The following is a 17202-nucleotide window of genomic DNA, read 5'->3' on the forward strand; positions in this document are numbered from 1 at the left end:
CGCCATGCCCTCTCCCTCCGTCACGACGTGGACCCGTCTCGAGCCCCGCAGTCGCGTCGCCGACCTCTCGCCCGGACTCGAGGCGCGCACTGCCGACCCGCTGTGGATGCTCGGCCGGCAGTGGCAGCTCGGTGAGCTGCGCGGCGACGACGCCGGCTCGCCGGTGCTGACCCGCGTCCGGGCGCACGCCGACCTGCTCACCCGCTTCCGCACCGCGGGGTCCTCGGCCACCGACCTGCCTGCGGGGCAGCCCCTCGAGACCTTCGTCGAGCGGGAGACGGCGAGCACGGTCGCCGACCTGCGGCTGGCACTCGACCTCGGGCGAGAGCTCGTGGCGCGACTGCGAGCGGCGGGACTCGGCGATGCGGTGGCACCGCTGTCAACGGCATACCGACCCCACGTGCGACCGGGTGCGGTCGTCGATGCCGCCACCACCGCGCTCCTCGCTGCGACGAGTGGGCGTATCCCGGACGGCCTCGACCTGCAGGCCGCCGTGACCGAGGCCGACGGACTGCCCGCGGGGGTCGCCGTGCCTATGGCATTGGCCGATGCGGTCTCGGAAACCCTTGCGGCATGGGCTGGCTCGGCTCCACTGCTGTCTTTGGGCGCGCCCGACGAGGACGCCTGGCAGGACGCCCGGCTCGAATACTCCTTCGACGTCGCGGCCGCCGGCCCGACCGGTGAGACCGTGCTCCGGGCGGAGGGCTACGACGGCAACCGCCTCGACTGGTGCGACCTCGACGTGGCGCCGGGGGAGACCCTCGACGCGGTGGCGAGCGACACGACGACCGAGACGATCGTGCGCACCCTCCTGCCCGCGCCGGCGACCTTCGCCGGCATGCCCTCGGCCCGGTGGTGGGAAATGGAGGACTCCCGGATCAGCTTCGGGCGCATCACCGCCGAACGGCCGGACCTGGCGCGCATGCTGCTCATCGAGTTCGCGTCGGTCTACGGCAACGACCACTTCATCGTGCCTCTCGACGTGCCCGTGGGCAGCCTCGTGCGCATCGACTCGGTCGTCGTCACCGACACCTTCGGCGAGCGCTTCCTCATCGAGCCCGCGTCGGCGCCCGCCCGCTGGGGGCTCTACCGCCCGAGCCGGCCGGACGGCGGCTCGGAGGCCGTGCTCGTCGTGCTGCCCACGGTCGTCGACACGCTGCACTCGAGGCCGCTCGAAGAGACCGTGCTGCTCCGCGACGAGATGGCCAACCTCGCATGGGGCGTCGAGTCGACCGTCGCCTCGGCTGGGGGCCGCCCCGTCGACCGGTTGTCGGAGGCGGCGCGCGCAGCCACCCCGGTCGAGCCGCCCGTCGGCTCGTCCGAGCTCGTCTACCGCCTCCAGTCGGTCGTGCCGGAGCACTGGATCCCCTTCGTCCCCGTCGAGCGCGCGCCGGGAGTCATGCACCTGCGCCGCAGCCTGCAGCAGCGCTCCGGACCGGGCGGCCCCGAGGCCGTGCTGCCGCAGGGGCAGGTGCTGGCTCAGGACGGGCTCGAGATCCCGGAGGAGGAGGTGCCCCGCGCGGGCGTCCGCGTCACCCGGGAGTGGCAGTCGAGCCGATGGGTCGACGGCTCGACCCACGTGTGGCTCGGCCGGGTCAAGCGCACCGGGCGGGGCCCCGGGTCGAGCGGACTCGTGCACGACGAGGCGGACGTGCGACGCGCCCCGAGCGTGTGAGGCAGACGCGACGACACGGCATACCCCCGAAGGCGTATGCCGTGTCGTCGCGGTGCGCTGGAAGAGTCAGCTCACGGGGTGAGCGCCGTGAGATAGGCGTGCTGGTAGCGGAACTGCCGCATCGTGCCGTCCTGGTACTGGTCCGAGCCGGACTCGAAGACGACGTAGACCCAGTCGCTGACCGGGCCGGCCTCACCCCGCGGCACCCGCACGATGCCCTCGCTCATCGGCGGGATCTCGATCGAGCGACCGTAGACGCCCGTGCTGATCTTCTTGAACTTCAGCCGGCTGTAGCAGTCACGGCCGTAGGAGGTGCTGAAGATGTAGTGGCCGTCGGCGACCACCGCACCCTGCACCCGCGTCGGCGTGCTGATCGCGACCGGGTCGCCCGTCGGCGCCTGCGTCGAGGTGAGGTCGTAGCGCCACATCGTCGAGGAGCCGTAGAGGTCGGAGCTGAAGGACCCGACGTAGAGCTTGCCGCCCGAGACGGTGTTGTAGGAGCTGGCCCTGACCGACCACGTGCCGTTCGTCTTAAGCGCGGTGTTGTGCGGCGCGCGGTCGAGCGCCTCGAGCGAGAAGCGGAAGAGGTTGCGACCGTTGGAGCTCGTCGACAGCAGCAGGCTCCCGCCCGCGACGGACAGGCCGCCCATGTGGCCCTCGATCTGCGAGCCGTCGCCGTACTGCACGAAGACCCGCTTGACGAGGGTGCCGCCGCGCGTCTTGACCACGATCATGTTCTTGCCCGGCAGCCACGTGTCGTCGCTGTAGGACGTGATGAGCCAATCCTTCGCCTTCCAGTAGGCCAGACCCTGGGCCACGTAGTCGGTGTTGGTGTAGGGGATCGTCGTCCCCGCGTCGAAGTTGTTGTTGAACCATGTCAGCCCGAGCCGCGACGGGCATTGCACCTCGGCGGAGGCACTGGTCGCCGTGACCACCCCCATCGGAGCGATGAGCCCGACCACGGCGAGCAGCCGCACGAGCACAGCACGAATTCGCATACCCCTGTTCCTTTCCCCTGACCCCCGAGCCGGTGGGGTCCGTCCCCGACCGGTCCTCGCATCCTGCACCGCGCGGACGAAGCGGACAAGGGGGAGATCTCCCCGCAGTCACCGCGAAAGGCGCCAGTCGCGCGCCGCCCGTGCCCATCCGGCGGATGACCCCCGACGCAGACGAGGGCCCGTCCGACCGGGCGGGCCCTCGTCTGCGTGCGAGCGACTACTGCGACGGCTGGGGCGTGGAACAGCCGACCTTCGGGTTGAGCCCGATGTAGTTGAGCGGCCCGGCGACGACGGTCAGGGCAGCACTGCCGATGCGGCTGCAGCTCGGGTCGGCAGAGCCGAAGTAGCCGCGCTGGAAGGCCGCGAAGATGCCGATCAGGAGCCAGATGAGGATCACGATCGTGCTCGTGCGGGTGCGCGAGCGGGTTCTGGTGCGGACGCTCATGGTGTCCTTTCGAGACGGTGTGGAGGGTGGGCAAAGCCGGGCAAACCTACTGGTCCGGCCCCGGCGAGGTGGCGCTCGCACGACAACGATTCGCAACGCCCGCCCGAGACGGCGGCGAGGAGCGCTCCGGCGCACACGGCATACCTCTGCGCTGCCGTAGGCTGTGGCAACGTGGCTGTTGACTTCACGCAAGAGATCAAGGAACTGCGCGCGACGATGGACTCCGTGCGCGGGGTCACCGACCTCGACGTGCTCGCGAGGACGATCGACGACCTCGAGCAGCAGGCCTCCGCGCCGGATCTCTGGGACGACCCCGAGAAGGCGCAGCAGGTCACGAGCGACCTCAGCCGGGCTGGCTCCGAGCGCGACCGCATCGTCAACATGGACGCCCGCATCGACGACCTCGAGACGCTCGTAGAGATGGGCACCGAGGAGTCCGACCAAGCCACCCTCGACGAGGCCGAGCGCGACCTCGCCAAACTCAAGAAGGACGTCGGCGAGCTCGAGGTGCGCACTCTGCTGTCGGGGGAGTACGACGAGCGCTCCGCCGTCGTCACCATCCGCGCCGGCGCGGGTGGCGTCGACGCCGCCGACTTCGCCGAGATGCTCATGCGCATGTACCTGCGCTGGGCCGAGCGGCACGAGTACCCCACGAAGGTCATGGACACCTCCTACGCCGAGGAGGCGGGCCTCAAGTCCGCGACCTTCGAGGTCAACGCGCCCTACGCCTTCGGCCACCTCTCCGTCGAGGGCGGCACGCACCGCCTCGTGCGGATCAGCCCCTTCGACAACCAGGGTCGGCGCCAGACGAGCTTCGCCGCCGTCGAGGTCATCCCGCTCATCGAGAGCGACGACTCGGTCGACATCCCCGACAACGAGCTCAAGATCGACGTCTTCCGCTCGAGCGGCCCGGGTGGCCAGAGCGTCAACACGACCGACTCGGCCGTGCGCATGACGCACCTGCCGACCGGCATCGTCGTGTCGATGCAGAACGAGAAGAGCCAGATCCAGAACCGCGCCGCCGCCCTGCGCGTGCTCCAGTCGCGCCTGCTCATCCAGCGCAAGGCCGAGGAGGCCGCGGTCAAGAAGGAGATGGCCGGCGACGTCAAGGCGAGCTGGGGCGACCAGATGCGCTCCTACGTGCTCAACCCCTACCAGATGGTCAAGGACCTGCGCACCGACTTCGAGACGGGCAACCCCAGCGCCGTCTTCGACGGCGACATCGACGGCTTCATCGAGGCCGGCATCCGCTGGCAGATCGGTCAGAACCGCGCGCAGGACTGACCGCGGTATGCCGTCCGGCCGGGTCCCCGGACGCGTGACCCCTCGCGCCACGCCCGACACTCGGGTAACGCCGGTTTCGCCCGGTGTCGCCGTAGCCTCGTAGGCGCAACACCGAGCCGAGCGAGGCCGAGCCCTCCTGAGCGCGGCCGTGGAAGTGACCGACTGATGATCCTCTTCGAGAACGTCACCAAGACCTACCCCAAGTCGCACCGCCCTGCCGTCGACCGGGTCTCCCTCGAGATCGGCCGGGGCGAGTTCGTCTTCGTCGTCGGCACGTCCGGGTCGGGCAAGTCGACGATGCTCCAGCTCATCATGAAGGAGCAGGACGCGACGGGCGGGCGGATCTCGGTGGCGGGCCGCGAGCTCGACCGGCTGCCCGACCGCAAGGTGCCCTCGCTGCGACGTCAGATCGGCTGCGTGTTCCAGGACTTCCGCCTGCTGCCCAACAAGACGGTGCACCAGAACGTCGCCTACGCCCTGCAGGTGCTGGGCGCCCCGCGCTCGCGGATCCGCTCCACGGTGCCCGAGGTGCTCGACCTCGTCGGCCTCGCCGGCATGGAAAAGCGCTTCCCGCACCAGCTCTCCGGCGGTGAGCAGCAGCGGGTCGCGATCGCCCGCGCCTTCGTCAACCGGCCGCCGATCCTGCTGGCCGACGAGCCGACCGGCAACCTCGACCCCGGCATCAGCCTCGAGATCGTGCAGCTGCTCGATCGGATCAACCGCACGGGCACGACCGTCGTCATGGCGACGCACGACTTCGCCACCGTCGACGCGATGCGCAAGCGGGTCATCCGCCTCGACAAGGGAGTGCTCGTCGGCGACGTCGAGGCGGGCGAGTACACGACCGGCAGCATCCCGCGCATCGAGCTCGACGACCGGCCGATCCCGGCCCGCGTCGAGGAGCCGGCCGTCGCCGACGGCTACGACGACGGCGCCGCAGTGGCCCCGGTGGCCCCGGTGGCCCCGGAATCCCCCGAACCCGAGCAGGTCGAGCAGCCCGCTCAGGCACGGCAACCCGACCCGGCGGCATACGGCAAGGACGATCCCGATCCCAAGCCCGAGACCGATCCGGAGCGGCAGGCTGCCGTCCAGGGCAGCGGACGCTGAGCGGGGGACGACGACATGCGCCTGCAGTTCCTCCTCGGCGAGATCGGCAACGGTCTGCGCCGCAACCTCTCGATGGCCCTTTCGGTCGTCATCGTCACGATGATCTCGATGTATCTCCTCGGCCTGGGCCTCATGGGCCAGCGGCAGGTCGACACGATGAAGGACTACTGGTACGACCGGGTCCAGGTCACCGTGCTGCTGTGCGCCGAGAAGACGCGCTACACCAACTGCGCCGGCGAGCCGACGACCGATGCCCAGCGCACCGCGATCCGGGCCGAGCTCGACGCGCTCAAGCCGACCGTCGCCGAGGTGTTCTACGAGTCGCGCGACGAGGCCTTCGACCGCTTCAAGCAGACCTACCAGAACTCCCCGCTCGCGCGGGCCGGCGAGTCCTACTTCGCCGACTCCTATCGGGTCAACCTCAACGACGCGAGCAAGTTCGACGTCGTCGCGAGCTCGATCAAGGGCATGCCCGGGGTCGCCGACGTGCAGGACCAGAAGAAGCTCCTCGAGAAGTTCTTCACCTTCATGAACACCGTCTCGTGGGCGGCGATCGCCCTGAGCTCGCTCATGGTCCTCGCGGCCGTCATGCTCATCTCGACGACGATCCGCCAGACCGCCTTCAGCCGGCGCCGCGAGACCGGCATCATGCGTCTCGTGGGGGCCTCCAACTTCACGATCCGCTTCCCCTTCGTCATGGAGACCGTCATCGCGAGCGTGCTCGGCGCGACCCTCGCGATGGGGATGCTGTGGGCGACGGTGCGCTACGGCGTCGTCGGCTTCCTCTCCGAGACCCTCACCGACACGGCCTTCATCGGGGTGGCCGACGTACTCTACGTCGCGCCGTTCATCATCGCCGGCGTCGTCGTGCTGTCGTCGCTCACCTCGTGGGTGACCCTCCGGCGCTACCTCCGGGTCTGACGGCGGCGCGCTGCGCTGTGGTCTGACGGGCAGCCCGAACCGGTCACACCCTCCACAACAGACGGGTCCTGTGGTACCAATGAAGCCTATGTGGCTCATGAGGCAGAAGCGAGAGGTGACGCCGGCGACCAAGCTGACGGTCGCCGGCCTCGCCGTCGCCTGCACGATCTCGCTCGGCAGCGCCTTCGTGGCCCGGGCCGACTCGATCTCGGACCAGAAGAAGAAGAACGACCAGCGCATCGCCGCGCTCGGCCAGCAGCTCGAGGGGACCAGCAGCAAGCTCGCCACCGCCTACGTCAACCTCGAGCGCACCAACGCCGCCCTGCCGATCGCCCAGCAGCGGGTGGCCTCGGCCCAGGCCGCCCAGCAGCGCGCCCAGGCCGCGCAGGCCGCCGCCGAGGCCACCGAGCAGCGGGCCATCGCCGCCGAGAGCCGGGCCCGCGCCCACAACGAGCGGGTGGCCCAGAAGCTCGCCGTCGCCCAGGCCAACGAGCAACGGGCCAAGGAGCAGCTCGCCAAGAGCGCCACCCAGCTCGTGTCTAGCCAGGACGCCCTCGACTCCTACGCCGCCGAGGTCTTCCAGGGTGCGGGTCAGGAGTCGCAGCTCGGACTCGTCTTCGGCTCGACCTCTCCCGAGGACTTCGCCAACCGCCTCATCATGGCCGACACCGCCAGCGCCGTCGCGAGCGACACGATCGACTCGCTGGCCGCGATGACGGCCGACAACACCTCGACCCGCTCCTACCTCACCGCGGTCCGCGGGGAGATCGCCGAGCTCAAGCGGCAGGCCGAGGCGGCGCTCACCGCAGCCGAGGCTGCAGCAGCGGCCGCGACCCAGGCCAAGAACCAGGCGATCGTCGCCAAGAACAACGCCGTGACCGCCGCCGCCAACGCGCTCGCCGCCAAGAACGAGCTCGACAGCCTCAAGGGCCAGCAGGTGGCCTTCACCGCCGACCTCAAGGCGCAGAAGCAGAGCGAGGCCGCCAGCCTCGCCGCCGCGCGCGCCGAGTCCGCCCGCCTGCAGGCGATCCTCGTCGAGCGCGCTCGTCAGGCCCGCATCGCGGAGGCCAAGCGGGTCGCCGCGCTCAAGGCGAAGCTCGAGCGGGAGCGGCAGGCCAAGATCCGCGCCGAGCGGGCCAAGGCGGCGGCCGCGGCCAAGGCCGGCCGCAAGTACACCCCCAAGCCGCAGCCCCCCGTGTCGGTGCCGGCTCCGTCGACGCCGTCCAACTTCCTGTCCTACCCCGCCATCGGGCCGACCACCTCGGGCTTCGGCATGCGGTGGCACCCCGTCCTCAACAAGTGGATGCTGCACGACGGCCTCGACTGGGGCATCGCCTGCGGCACGCCGGTGTATGCCGCCGCGCCGGGTGAGGTGATCAGCGCCGGCTGGCGCGCGAGCGGGTGGGGCAACCAGGTGATGATCGACCACGGCATCCACCGCGGCGTCGACCTCGTGACGACCTACAACCACCTCTCCTCGATCGTCAAGAACGGCGGCAAGGTCAACCGGGGGCAACTCATCGGCTACTCCGGCACGACCGGCTACTCCACGGGCTGCCACCTTCACTTCGGCACCTACGAGGACGGCACTCCCGTCAACCCCCGCGGGTGGCTGTAGCGCCCGCAGCGCCGAGGCGAGTGCCACGACCGTCGCGGCAGGGCCTCGCGACCAGGCTGCCGCACACGCCGGCGCGACCCACCTACCCGGCCCCACGGCATACAGCCGAAACCGAGTCGGGGCCGACGGCCACTCTCGGGTAGCGTGGGAACGCTGCGAGAGCCGTGGCACGAGCAGGGAGGAACGGTCCGGTGCCGAAGGAGAAGGGGCGGTCGCTCATCGCGAGCAACCGCAAGGCCCGTCACGACTACCTCATCGAGGACACCTTCGAGGCAGGCATCGTGCTCTCCGGCACGGAGGTCAAGGCCCTGCGGATGGGTCGCGCCTCGCTCGTCGACGGCTTCGCGATGTTCACCGGTGACGAGCTCTACCTCGAGAACGTCCACATCCCCGAGTACCTCAACGGCACCTGGAACAACCACGCCCCGCGCCGCAAGCGCAAGCTGCTCCTCCACCGCGCCGAGCTCGAGAAGATCTCCCACAAGACGCGCGAGAGCGGGCGCACGATCGTGCCCCTCGCGCTCTACTTCAAGGACGGTCGCGCCAAGGTCGAGATCGCGATCGCGACCGGCAAGAAGGAGTACGACAAGCGCCACGCCCTGCGCGAGCGGCAGGACAACCGTGAGGCGCAGCGCGCGATGAGCGCGGCCAACCGCCGCTGAGCCGTCAGCACCGGGGGCCCGACACCCGCGGAACCGCCATCGCGTGGCCACCGTCCAGTGTCAGGATGCAGGGACCAACGACGTGGAGGGACCGATGACCGGATCGAGGGCGGCCCGCCGCCGGGGCGTGGGAGCGAGTGGACGCAGGGGACTGCTGGGGACGCTCGCCCTGGTGCTCGCCACCGCGCTGCTCGTGCTGGCGCCGACCTCTGCCTCTGCGGCCACCGGCGGCGAGGGCATGCCGTCGTTCGCGGCCGTCTACGACGTGCAGGCCGACGGCAGCATGCGGGTCACCGAGACGATCACCTGGCGGTTCCCCGCCGGGGAGGAGCGCCACGGCATCTTCCGCAACATCGTCGTGCGCATGGGGTGGAACGACGAGCCCGGCCGCTTCCGCTACTTCGACCTGACCGACGTCGACGTCTCGAGCCCCTCCGGCGCCCCCGACGACTTCCGGGTCAGCGACAACGGCGCGGCCCAGGAGATCCGCATCGGCTCGCCGAGCGAATACACGAGCGGCACCCAGGTCTACGTCGTCAGCTACACGCTGCACGACGTGCTCAACCCGATCACGGCCGATGGCCAGCCGGCGACGACCACCGACCAGGCCGACACCGTCGAGCTCTTCTACAACGTCTTCGGCACCAACGAGTTCACCGAGCGCACGGCCGTGCAGATCGAGGTCAAGGCGCCCGACGCCTCGACGAAGGTCGCCTGCTTCCAGGGGCCCCAGGGCTCGACCACCGAGTGCGCCGCGCGGGCCGGCGACCCGTCGACGTTCACCGCGACCAACCTCGGCAGCGGTGACGCGATGACGGTGCTCGCCTCCTACCCAGCCGTAGCCTTCGACGCCGTGCAGCCGGTCGTGCTCGAGGGGGACAGTGACACTCCCGTCGGCTCGGCCGCGGCACCCGCGGTCAACGCGGCCGCCTGGATCGGCGGGATCGGCGCACCGATCCTCGCGCTGGCCGTCATGGGCACCCTCGTGTGGACCCGCGGCCGCGACGAGCGGTATGCCGACCTGACGCCGGGCCTGTCACCCTCCTTCGGCGCCGGAGCCTCTGGCGACGGCACGCCCAGCGCCGTCGGGGCGCCCACGGTCCGCGGCGGCCGGACCACCGTGGCCGTCCAGTTCCAACCGCCTGCTGGCGTGCAGCCGGGCATGGTCGGCACGATCGTCGACGAGACCGCCAACCCGATCGACGTCTCGGCCACCATCATCGACCTCGCGGTGCGCGGCTACCTCACCATCGAGGAGGATGCCGGCAACGGTCTGTTCAGCCGCACCGACTGGACGCTGACCCGACAGCCCATGCCCGCCGACGATCGGCTGCTGCCCTACGAGCGCCAGCTCCTCGACGGGATCTTCGGCAGCCGCGGTGACGTCGTCGCGCTCTCCGCGCTGAAGAACACCTTCGCCAGCACCCTCAAGTCGATCCAGGCCGAGATGTATCGCGAGGTCGTGCGCCGGCACTGGTTCCGCAACTCGCCCGAGGCGCAGCGCGGGGCATGGCAGGCACTCGGCATGGTCCTCGTCGGCGGTGGCTTCCTCGTGCTCTTCTTCGGCCAGGGGGCGCTGCAGGCGATGCTCGGCGGCGGCTTTACCGGCGGCTTCGCGCTCGGCGCCGGTCTGATCGTGGCGGGCGGCATCGTCACGCTCCTCGGCCGCCGGATGGCCGCCAAGACGGCGGAGGGCTCGGCCGTGCTGGCGCAGTCGCTCGGCTTCAAGGAGTACCTCCTGACCGCCGAGGCCGGGCAGATCGAGTTCGAGGAGGCGAGCAACGTCTTCAGCCGCTATCTGCCGTACGCCGTCGTCTTCGGGGTCGCTGACCGGTGGGCCTCGACGTTCGCGCAGGTCGCGCAGGCCGCTGAGGCGGCCGGTCGGCCGCTCATCATGCCGACCTGGTATCTCTGGAGCGGTGCGACGATGCCCGACTTCACGAGCATCGCCAACGGGGTCGACTCCTTCTCGACCACCTCGACGGGCACCTTCACCTCGACGCCGGGCTCGAGCGGCTCCTCCGGCTTCTCCGGGGGTGGCGGCTTCAGCGGTGGCGGAGGCGGCGGCTCCTCGTCCGGCTCCTGGTGACCCCGGGCTCCGCAAGCAGTCGCTGACACTGCCCCGGCGCCCCCAGCAGACAATCGAAAGAGCAGTTCGTCGCGGTCAAGCGGGACCGCGCGGCCCCATGGAAGGGCGACGAACTGCTCTTTCGATTGGCTCTCGCGGGACCGTGCGGGGGGCGTCCGGGGATGCGTCGGGTGACGCTGGGTCAGGGGCTCAGGGGGTGATGACGACGAGGAGGTCGCCGCCCTCGACCTGCTGGTGCGCGCCGATGGCGACGCGAGAGACCGTGCCGCCCGTGGGGGAGGTGATGTTGGCCTCCATCTTCATCGCCTCGATGGTGGCCACGACCCCGCCGGCCTCGACGGTGTCGCCCTCGGCCACGTTGAGGGTGACCACGCCGGCGAACGGGGCTGCGACCTGACCCGAGGCGCCCGGGTCGGCCTTCTCCGCCGACTTCACGTCGGCCTCCACGGAGCGGTCGCGCACCTGGATCGGCCTGAACTGGCCGTTGAGCGTGCACATGACGGTGCGCATCCCCTTGGGGTCGGCCTCGCCGACGGACTGCACGCCGATGAGCAGGCGCTTGCCCTGCTCGATCTCGACCTCGTACTCCTCGCCCGGCTCGAGGCCGTGCAGGAACTCGACCGTGCCGAGCACCGAGAGGTCGCCGTAGGACTCGCGGGAGCTCTCGTACTCCTTGGTCGGGCCGGGGAAGAGCAGCTCGTTGAGGGTGCGGCGGGGCGCGCTCGCGAGGGAGGACTCCTGCTCGGGCGTGAGCTCGGTGAGGCGCGGCTTGGCCTGACGTCCGGCGAGCGCCTTGGTGCGGAAGGGCTCGGGCCAGCCACCGGGCGGGTCGCCGAGCTCGCCGTTGAGGAAGCCGATGACGGAGTCGGGGATGTCGAAGCGCTGGGGGTCGTCCTCGAAGACCTTGGGGTCAGCGCCGGCGCCGACGAGGGCCAGCGCGAGGTCACCGACGACCTTGGAGCTCGGGGTCACCTTGACGACGTTTCCGAGGATCTGGTTCGCCGCGGCATACATGTCCTCGATGGCCTCGAAGCGGTCGCCGAGCCCGAGGGCGATCGCCTGCTGCCGCAGGTTGCTCAGCTGCCCGCCGGGGATCTCGTGGAAGTAGACGCGACCCGTGGGGGAGTCGAGGCCCGACTCGAACGGCCGGTAGAGGTGACGCACCGCCTCCCAGTAGGGCTCGAGGGCGAAGACGTTGTTGATGTCGAGGCCGGTAGGTCGGTCGGTGTCGTCGGTGGCCGCGACGAGGGCCGAGAGCGACGGCTGGCTCGTCGTGCCCGCCATCGTGGCCGTCGCGGCATCGACGGCGTCGACCCCGGCGTCGATGGCGGCGAGCAGGGTGCCGATCTGGCCGCCCGCCGTGTCGTGGGTGTGCAGGTGCACGGGCAGGTCGAAGCGCTCGCGCAGCGCGGTGACAAGCCGGTGGGCCGCCGGCGCGCGCAGCAGGCCGGCCATGTCCTTGATCGCGAGCACGTGGGCGCCGGTGTCGACGATCTGCTCGGCGAGGCGCAGGTAGTAGTCGAGCGTGTAGAGCTTCTCGCCCGGTGACATGAGGTTGCCGGTGTAGCAGAGGGCGACCTCGGCGACGGTCGTGTTCGTCTCGAGGACCGCCTCGACGGCGGGCCGCATCTGCGAGACGTCGTTGAGCGAGTCGAAGATGCGGAAGATGTCGAGCCCGGTGCGGGCCGCCTCGCGCACGAACGCATCGGTGACGGCAGTGGGGTAGGGCGTGTAGCCGACGGTGTTGCGACCGCGCAGCAGCATCTGGAGGGGGATGTTGGGCATCGCCTCGCGCAGGGCGGCGAGCCGCTCCCACGGATCCTCGGCGAGGAAGCGCAGGGCGACGTCGTAGGTCGCGCCGCCCCAGGCCTCCATCGACAGCAGCTGGGGGGTGAGGTGCGAGACGTGCGAGGCCACGTGAAGCAGGTCACGGGTGCGCATCCGCGTCGCGAGCAGCGACTGGTGGGCGTCGCGGAAGGTCGTGTCGGTGACGGCCACGTCGTTCGCCTCGCGCAGTGCTCGTGCGAAGGCCGCCGGCCCGTCGGCCACGAGACGGTCGCGCGCGCCTGCCGGTGCCGGCGCGTCAGGCAGCTGGGGGAGCTTGCTGCGCGGGCGGATTCGCGTCGTGACCGGTCCGTTGGGCTGGTTGACCGTGACGTCGGCGAGGTAGGTCATGAGCTTGGTCGCGCGGTCGGCGCTCACCCGCGACGCGAGCAGCTGCGGCCGCTCGTCGATGAAGGAGGTCGTGGCGAGGCCCTGCTGGAAGACGGGGTCGGACAGCACCGCCTCGAGGAACGAGATGTTGGTCGATACCCCGCGGATGCGGAACTCCGCCAGCGCACGTCGCGCCCGACGCACGGCGATCGGGAACGTGCGACCGCGGCAGGTCAGCTTGACGAGCATCGAGTCGAAGTGGGCGCTGACCTCGGCTCCGACGAAGATCGTGCCACCGTCGAGGCGCACCCCGCCTCCGCCGGCGGACCGGTAGACGGTGATCGTGCCGGCGTCTGGCCGGAAGCCGTTGGAGGGGTCCTCCGTCGTGATGCGGCACTGCATCGCGAAGCCCTTGGTCGCGATGTCGTCCTGGCGCAGGCCCATCGCCTCGAACGTCTCGCCCGCCGCGATCTGCAGCTGCATGACGACGAGGTCGATGTCGGTGACCTCCTCGGTGACCGTGTGCTCGACCTGGATGCGGGGGTTCATCTCGATGAAGACGTAGCGTCCGTCCTCGCCGAGGAGGAACTCGACCGTGCCGGCGTTGACGTAGCCGATGGACCGCGCGAACGCGACGGCGTCGGCGCACATCTGCTCGCGCGTGCCGGCGTCGAGGTTGGGCGCAGGGGCGATCTCGACGACCTTCTGGTGCCGACGCTGCAGCGAGCAGTCGCGCTCGTAGAGGTGGACGACCTCGCCGGTGCTGTCGGCCAGGACCTGCACCTCGATGTGCCGCGGGTTGACCACGGCCTCCTCGAGGTAGAGCGTCGGGTCGCCGAAGGCCGACTCCGCCTCGCGCTGGGCCGCCTCGAGCGAGTCGCGCAGCGTCTCTCGGGACTCCACCCGGCGCATACCGCGGCCGCCGCCACCCGAGACCGCCTTGACGAAGACGGGGAAGCCGATCTCGTCGGCAGCCGCCTCGAGGGCGTCGAGGTCGGTGCCCGGCTCCGAGCCGTGCAGCGTCGGCAGTCCGGCGGCGCGGGCGGCTGCGATCGCCCGGGCCTTGTTGCCGGTCAGGTGCAGCACCGAGGCCGGAGGCCCGACGAAGGTGATGCCGGCGGCGTCGCACGCCTCGGCGAGCAGGGGATTCTCCGACAGGAAACCGTAGCCGGGGTAGATCGCGTCGGCCCCGGCCTCGACGGCCTGCGCGACGATCGCCTCGTGGTCGAGGTAGGCGCGGACTGGGTGGCCTTCCTCACCGATCTGGTAGGCCTCGTCGGCCTTGAGGCGGTGCTCGCTCTTGCGGTCCTCGTAGGGGAAGACCGCGACGGTGCGCGCTCCCATCTCGGTCGCGGCCCGGAAGGCACGGACGGCGATCTCGCCTCGGTTGGCGACGAGCACCTTGCGGAACATCGGACCTCCAGGGGTGGGGGCGATCTGCACGCTCCCGCGACTGCGGTCGCCGCGGGCTGTGGTCGTCGGCGACCACGACGGCAGCCTAGTGGCGTCCCCGATCCCGGACCGGTCGAGTCCGTCCGGTGTGCGTCGTCCGCGCCCGCTCCACCGGGCGCCCCGGGAATGGCGTGGACCCCGCTGTCGTTACCAAGGCATACTGTGGTCTCGCAGGACAGCAGGTTGACAAGTGCACAGCGTGACGTGGACCCCCGGTTACACACATGGGGGTGATCGGTTTCGACGGTGGTCGACACACCAGAGGAAGCGGGTCGAGGATGTGGGGTTATCTCGTTAACGCTCCCTGCAAATCAATAGGTGCCGATTCCAAGCGCACCGACTTCGCCCTCGCCGCCTGAGCGAGCCTCGAAGTCCGTCAGCCTGAGCTAGTTCCCGACTCAGTGCCTGGCGTCAGCTAGGGGACTTGCTGCGCAGTCATGTTGGGGGACTGCGCGGGACTCTTACTCAACTGGGCCTGTCAGGGGACGCGTGCGTGCGAGCCCTGGGGCCGAGAAAAGCCATAGCGCACTGCACCCGGAGAAGCTCTGGTCTCTCGTCATCGGACGCGGGTTCAATTCCCGCCACCTCCACCACTTGATGGTGGTCACGTCACGCTGTCACTTGTCCTTCGAGGGCGCCCGTTCGTGGGGCGCCCTCCGTCGTCGTGCCACCGATCGACAGAGCGATCCGCCCCCTTCGGCGGCCCAGCGTGGGCAGCGAGCGGGGGCGGATCGCTCTGTCGATCGCCGCGCGGATCGCTCTGTCGATCAGCGGAGGCGGAGGTTCTCGGACGTTCCGGTCGGGCCCGGGCCGAAGGCCGGGGAGCTGCTGCCGCCGGCGGGCACGATCCGCTTGCCCAGCGGGAAGAGCGAGACGGGCACCATCTTGAGGTTGCCCAGCGCCAGGGGGATGCCGACGATCGTGATCGCCTGGGCGATCGCGGTCGTGAGATGCCCGAGGGCCAGCCACCACCCGAAGAGGATCAGCCACAGCACGTTGCCGATCGTCGAGCCCACGCCCGCGGCGGGGTGGTCGACGACCGTGCGTCCGAAGGGCCACAGGGCGTACCAGCCGATGCGGAAGGCCGCGAGCCCGAAGGGGATGCCGATGATGGTCACGCACGCGATGACGCCGGCGACCATGTAGAGCAGCCAGAGCCAGATGCCTCCGAGCAGCACCCAGATGACGTTGAGGATGAGCCGCACGGGGCTCAGGCCTGGGCCGGCCCGGCGGCACCCTCGGCGGCCATCTGCTCCTTGATCGGACCCATGTCGAGGGCCTTGACCTGCTCGATGACGTCCTGCAGCGCCGACTGGGGGAGGGCACCGGGTTGCGCGAAGACGAGCACACCCTCCTTGAAGGCCATCAGCGTCGGGATCGAGGTGATGTTGGCGGCCTGAGCCAGCGACTGCTCGGCCTCGGTGTCGACCTTGCCGAAGACGATGCCCTCGTTGTCGCCACTCGACGAAGCCGAGTCGTAGATCGGTGCGAACTGCCGACACGGGCCGCACCAGGACGCCCAGAAGTCGACGAGCACGATGTCGTTGTCGAGAACGGTCTTCTCGAAGGACTGCGCGGTCAGGTCAGTGGTAGCCATGTCTCTCCCAACGATTGCCCCACGGAGGCTATTCCGTGGCTTGTCCGTGAAGGTCCCGGGGCCTCTGGCGGCCGGGTCGGAGGCTGGTGAAGGCTCAGGCGCGCGTGAGCTCCCAGGTCACGGTGACGCTGGCCGACAGCTCGAGGTCACCGCCCTCGACCGGCATGCCGCCGGCCATGTCGCGAGCCATAGCCGCGAGCTTGAGACCGCCGCCCACGGGAGCGGCGCCCCCCTCAGCCACCCCGAGCACTGCTCCCAGCGACGCTCCGGAGAGGGCGGCATACTGATCCGCCTTGGACCGAGCGTCGGTGAAGGCTGCGTCGCGTGCCTCTCGGAGCCCCAGCGAGCGGTCCGAGATGTCGAGGCGCACCTGGTCGACGAGGAGCGCGTTGCCGATCGCTGCCGCTGCGGACTCGAGGATCCGCCCCACCGCGGCGAGCTCGCGGACGGTGACGGCGAGGCGCTGCTGCGCCGTGAAGCCGACCGCCACACCCGTGTTGTCCCAGCGCTGGTTGACGCTGGCGTCGAGCGTGCGCAGGTCGGCGTCGGCGACACCCTGCTCGCGCACGACGGCGGCGACCGCCGTGATGCCGGCCGACGCCCCCGACAGGGCCGCGGCGACGTCGGGTGCGTCGTGGCCCACCCGCAGGTCGAGCCGCACGACGTCCGGAGCCACGTTGGCTCGGCCGGTGCCGGTCACGGTGACGGTGCGCTTGCCCATCGCAGATCCTCCTGGCTCTCGGTCCCGGCGGCGGGACCGTGCTCGCAACCTACCTAGACTGCGGTGCCATGACGAGCCCCACCGACAGCGCGGCTGCCGGCCTCGCGCGCCGTGGGGTCGTGGCCCTCGCCGTCGTGGCCGTGCTCGCGCAGCTCGTGGTGCTCTACTGGCCCGTTGTCACGGTCGAGGGCCCGGTGAGCTGGACCGACAAGGTCGTGCACCTACTCGTCTTCGCGGTGCCCACGTATGCCGTGGGGCGGGCCCTGCGCTCGGTGCGCGCGGCGGTGCTCGTCTTCGCGATCCACGCCCCGGTCAGCGAGCTCGTGCAGCAGTTCCTGCTGCCCGGTCGGTCGGGCGACGGGTGGGACGTCGTGCTCGACCTCGTCGGGGTCGCGGTGGGGGCCGCGGCGCTCATGGTCGGGACGCGGCCGCTCCGCTGGTAGACTTTCCGGCATCCGACTCCGAGGTCTCCTCGGATC

The 17202-nt window shown here is 70.5% G+C and carries 14 protein-coding genes and 1 other RNA gene; 9 read left to right on the plus strand and 6 right to left on the minus strand.

The features are described from left to right. Positions 1-4 precede the first annotated feature (4 nt). Positions 5-1675, plus strand: a complete 1671-nt coding sequence (locus LG278_RS07830; RefSeq protein WP_404392587.1) for a hypothetical protein — start codon at positions 5-7, stop codon at positions 1673-1675. Between the two features lie 71 nt (positions 1676-1746). Here the strand turns inward: LG278_RS07830 and LG278_RS07835 are convergent, their stop codons facing one another. Together LG278_RS07835 and LG278_RS07840 are read right to left on the minus strand one after the other, a co-directional pair. Continuing rightward, positions 1747-2673 (minus strand): hypothetical protein, encoded by a 927-nt coding sequence (locus LG278_RS07835; RefSeq protein WP_404392589.1) that lies wholly within the window; start codon positions 2671-2673, stop codon positions 1747-1749. 217 nt (positions 2674-2890) lie between these two features. After that, positions 2891-3118 (minus strand): hypothetical protein, encoded by a 228-nt coding sequence (locus tag LG278_RS07840; protein WP_404392591.1) that lies wholly within the window; start codon positions 3116-3118, stop codon positions 2891-2893. Between the two features lie 171 nt (positions 3119-3289). On the opposite strand from LG278_RS07840, the gene prfB reads away from it, so the two are divergent. The 6 genes from prfB (at position 3290) to LG278_RS07870 (ending at position 10799) form a co-directional block, all read left to right on the plus strand. Beyond that, positions 3290-4402 (plus strand): peptide chain release factor 2, encoded by a 1113-nt coding sequence (gene prfB, locus LG278_RS07845; RefSeq protein ID WP_404392593.1) that lies wholly within the window; start codon positions 3290-3292, stop codon positions 4400-4402. 165 nt (positions 4403-4567) lie between these two features. Further along, entirely contained in the window at positions 4568-5509 is a 942-nt protein-coding gene (gene ftsE, locus LG278_RS07850; protein WP_404392595.1) for a cell division ATP-binding protein FtsE, read from the plus strand. A 15-nt stretch (positions 5510-5524) separates the two neighbouring features. Continuing rightward, positions 5525-6430, plus strand: coding sequence for a permease-like cell division protein FtsX (gene ftsX, locus LG278_RS07855; RefSeq protein ID WP_404392597.1), 906 nt, complete (start codon positions 5525-5527; stop codon positions 6428-6430). A 97-nt stretch (positions 6431-6527) separates the two neighbouring features. Next, positions 6528-8048: a M23 family metallopeptidase gene (locus LG278_RS07860; protein WP_404392599.1), complete on the plus strand. Its 1521-nt coding sequence runs from the start codon at positions 6528-6530 to the stop codon at positions 8046-8048. 191 nt (positions 8049-8239) lie between these two features. Continuing rightward, entirely contained in the window at positions 8240-8710 is a 471-nt protein-coding gene (smpB, locus tag LG278_RS07865) for an SsrA-binding protein SmpB (RefSeq protein WP_404392601.1), read from the plus strand. A 94-nt stretch (positions 8711-8804) separates the two neighbouring features. Further along, positions 8805-10799: a DUF2207 domain-containing protein gene (locus LG278_RS07870; RefSeq protein WP_404392603.1), complete on the plus strand. Its 1995-nt coding sequence runs from the start codon at positions 8805-8807 to the stop codon at positions 10797-10799. A gap of 189 nt (positions 10800-10988) precedes the next feature. On the opposite strand, the gene LG278_RS07875 is transcribed toward LG278_RS07870, so the two are convergent. Further along, entirely contained in the window at positions 10989-14366 is a 3378-nt protein-coding gene (locus LG278_RS07875; RefSeq protein WP_404392605.1) for a pyruvate carboxylase, read from the minus strand. A gap of 265 nt (positions 14367-14631) precedes the next feature. On the opposite strand from LG278_RS07875, the gene ssrA reads away from it, so the two are divergent. Beyond that, positions 14632-14998: a transfer-messenger RNA gene (gene ssrA, locus LG278_RS07880) on the plus strand. A 174-nt stretch (positions 14999-15172) separates the two neighbouring features. Here ssrA and LG278_RS07885 read toward each other — a convergent pair. The 3 genes from LG278_RS07885 to LG278_RS07895 form a co-directional block, all read right to left on the minus strand. Then, positions 15173-15610 (minus strand): YccF domain-containing protein, encoded by a 438-nt coding sequence (locus tag LG278_RS07885; RefSeq protein ID WP_404392607.1) that lies wholly within the window; start codon positions 15608-15610, stop codon positions 15173-15175. Positions 15611-15615: 5 nt separating this feature from the next. Continuing rightward, on the minus strand, positions 15616-16002 hold the full coding sequence (gene trxA / locus LG278_RS07890) for a thioredoxin (protein WP_404392609.1): 387 nt from the start codon (positions 16000-16002) through the stop codon (positions 15616-15618). A gap of 94 nt (positions 16003-16096) precedes the next feature. Further along, positions 16097-16723 (minus strand): SIMPL domain-containing protein, encoded by a 627-nt coding sequence (locus tag LG278_RS07895; protein WP_404392611.1) that lies wholly within the window; start codon positions 16721-16723, stop codon positions 16097-16099. Between the two features lie 68 nt (positions 16724-16791). On the opposite strand from LG278_RS07895, the gene LG278_RS07900 reads away from it, so the two are divergent. Then, positions 16792-17166 (plus strand): VanZ family protein, encoded by a 375-nt coding sequence (locus LG278_RS07900; protein ID WP_404392613.1) that lies wholly within the window; start codon positions 16792-16794, stop codon positions 17164-17166. Positions 17167-17202: the final 36 nt, after the last annotated feature.

Source organism: Humibacillus xanthopallidus, assembly GCF_044793955.1.
GTDB classification, from domain to species: Bacteria; Actinomycetota; Actinomycetes; order Actinomycetales; family Dermatophilaceae; genus Humibacillus; species Humibacillus xanthopallidus_C.

Coding starts and splice junctions, on each gene's coding strand:
- LG278_RS07830 (WP_404392587.1), top strand. CDS start 5: ATGCCCTCTCCCTCCGTCACGACGTGGACCCGTCTCGAGCCCCGCAGT.
- LG278_RS07835 (WP_404392589.1), bottom strand. CDS start 2,673: ATGCGAATTCGTGCTGTGCTCGTGCGGCTGCTCGCCGTGGTCGGGCTC.
- LG278_RS07840 (WP_404392591.1), bottom strand. CDS start 3,118: ATGAGCGTCCGCACCAGAACCCGCTCGCGCACCCGCACGAGCACGATC.
- ftsE (WP_404392595.1), top strand. CDS start 4,568: ATGATCCTCTTCGAGAACGTCACCAAGACCTACCCCAAGTCGCACCGC.
- ftsX (WP_404392597.1), top strand. CDS start 5,525: ATGCGCCTGCAGTTCCTCCTCGGCGAGATCGGCAACGGTCTGCGCCGC.
- LG278_RS07860 (WP_404392599.1), top strand. CDS start 6,528: ATGAGGCAGAAGCGAGAGGTGACGCCGGCGACCAAGCTGACGGTCGCC.
- LG278_RS07870 (WP_404392603.1), top strand. CDS start 8,805: ATGACCGGATCGAGGGCGGCCCGCCGCCGGGGCGTGGGAGCGAGTGGA.
- LG278_RS07875 (WP_404392605.1), bottom strand. CDS start 14,366: ATGTTCCGCAAGGTGCTCGTCGCCAACCGAGGCGAGATCGCCGTCCGT.
- trxA (WP_404392609.1), bottom strand. CDS start 16,002: ATGGCTACCACTGACCTGACCGCGCAGTCCTTCGAGAAGACCGTTCTC.
- LG278_RS07895 (WP_404392611.1), bottom strand. CDS start 16,723: ATGGGCAAGCGCACCGTCACCGTGACCGGCACCGGCCGAGCCAACGTG.
- LG278_RS07900 (WP_404392613.1), top strand. CDS start 16,792: ATGACGAGCCCCACCGACAGCGCGGCTGCCGGCCTCGCGCGCCGTGGG.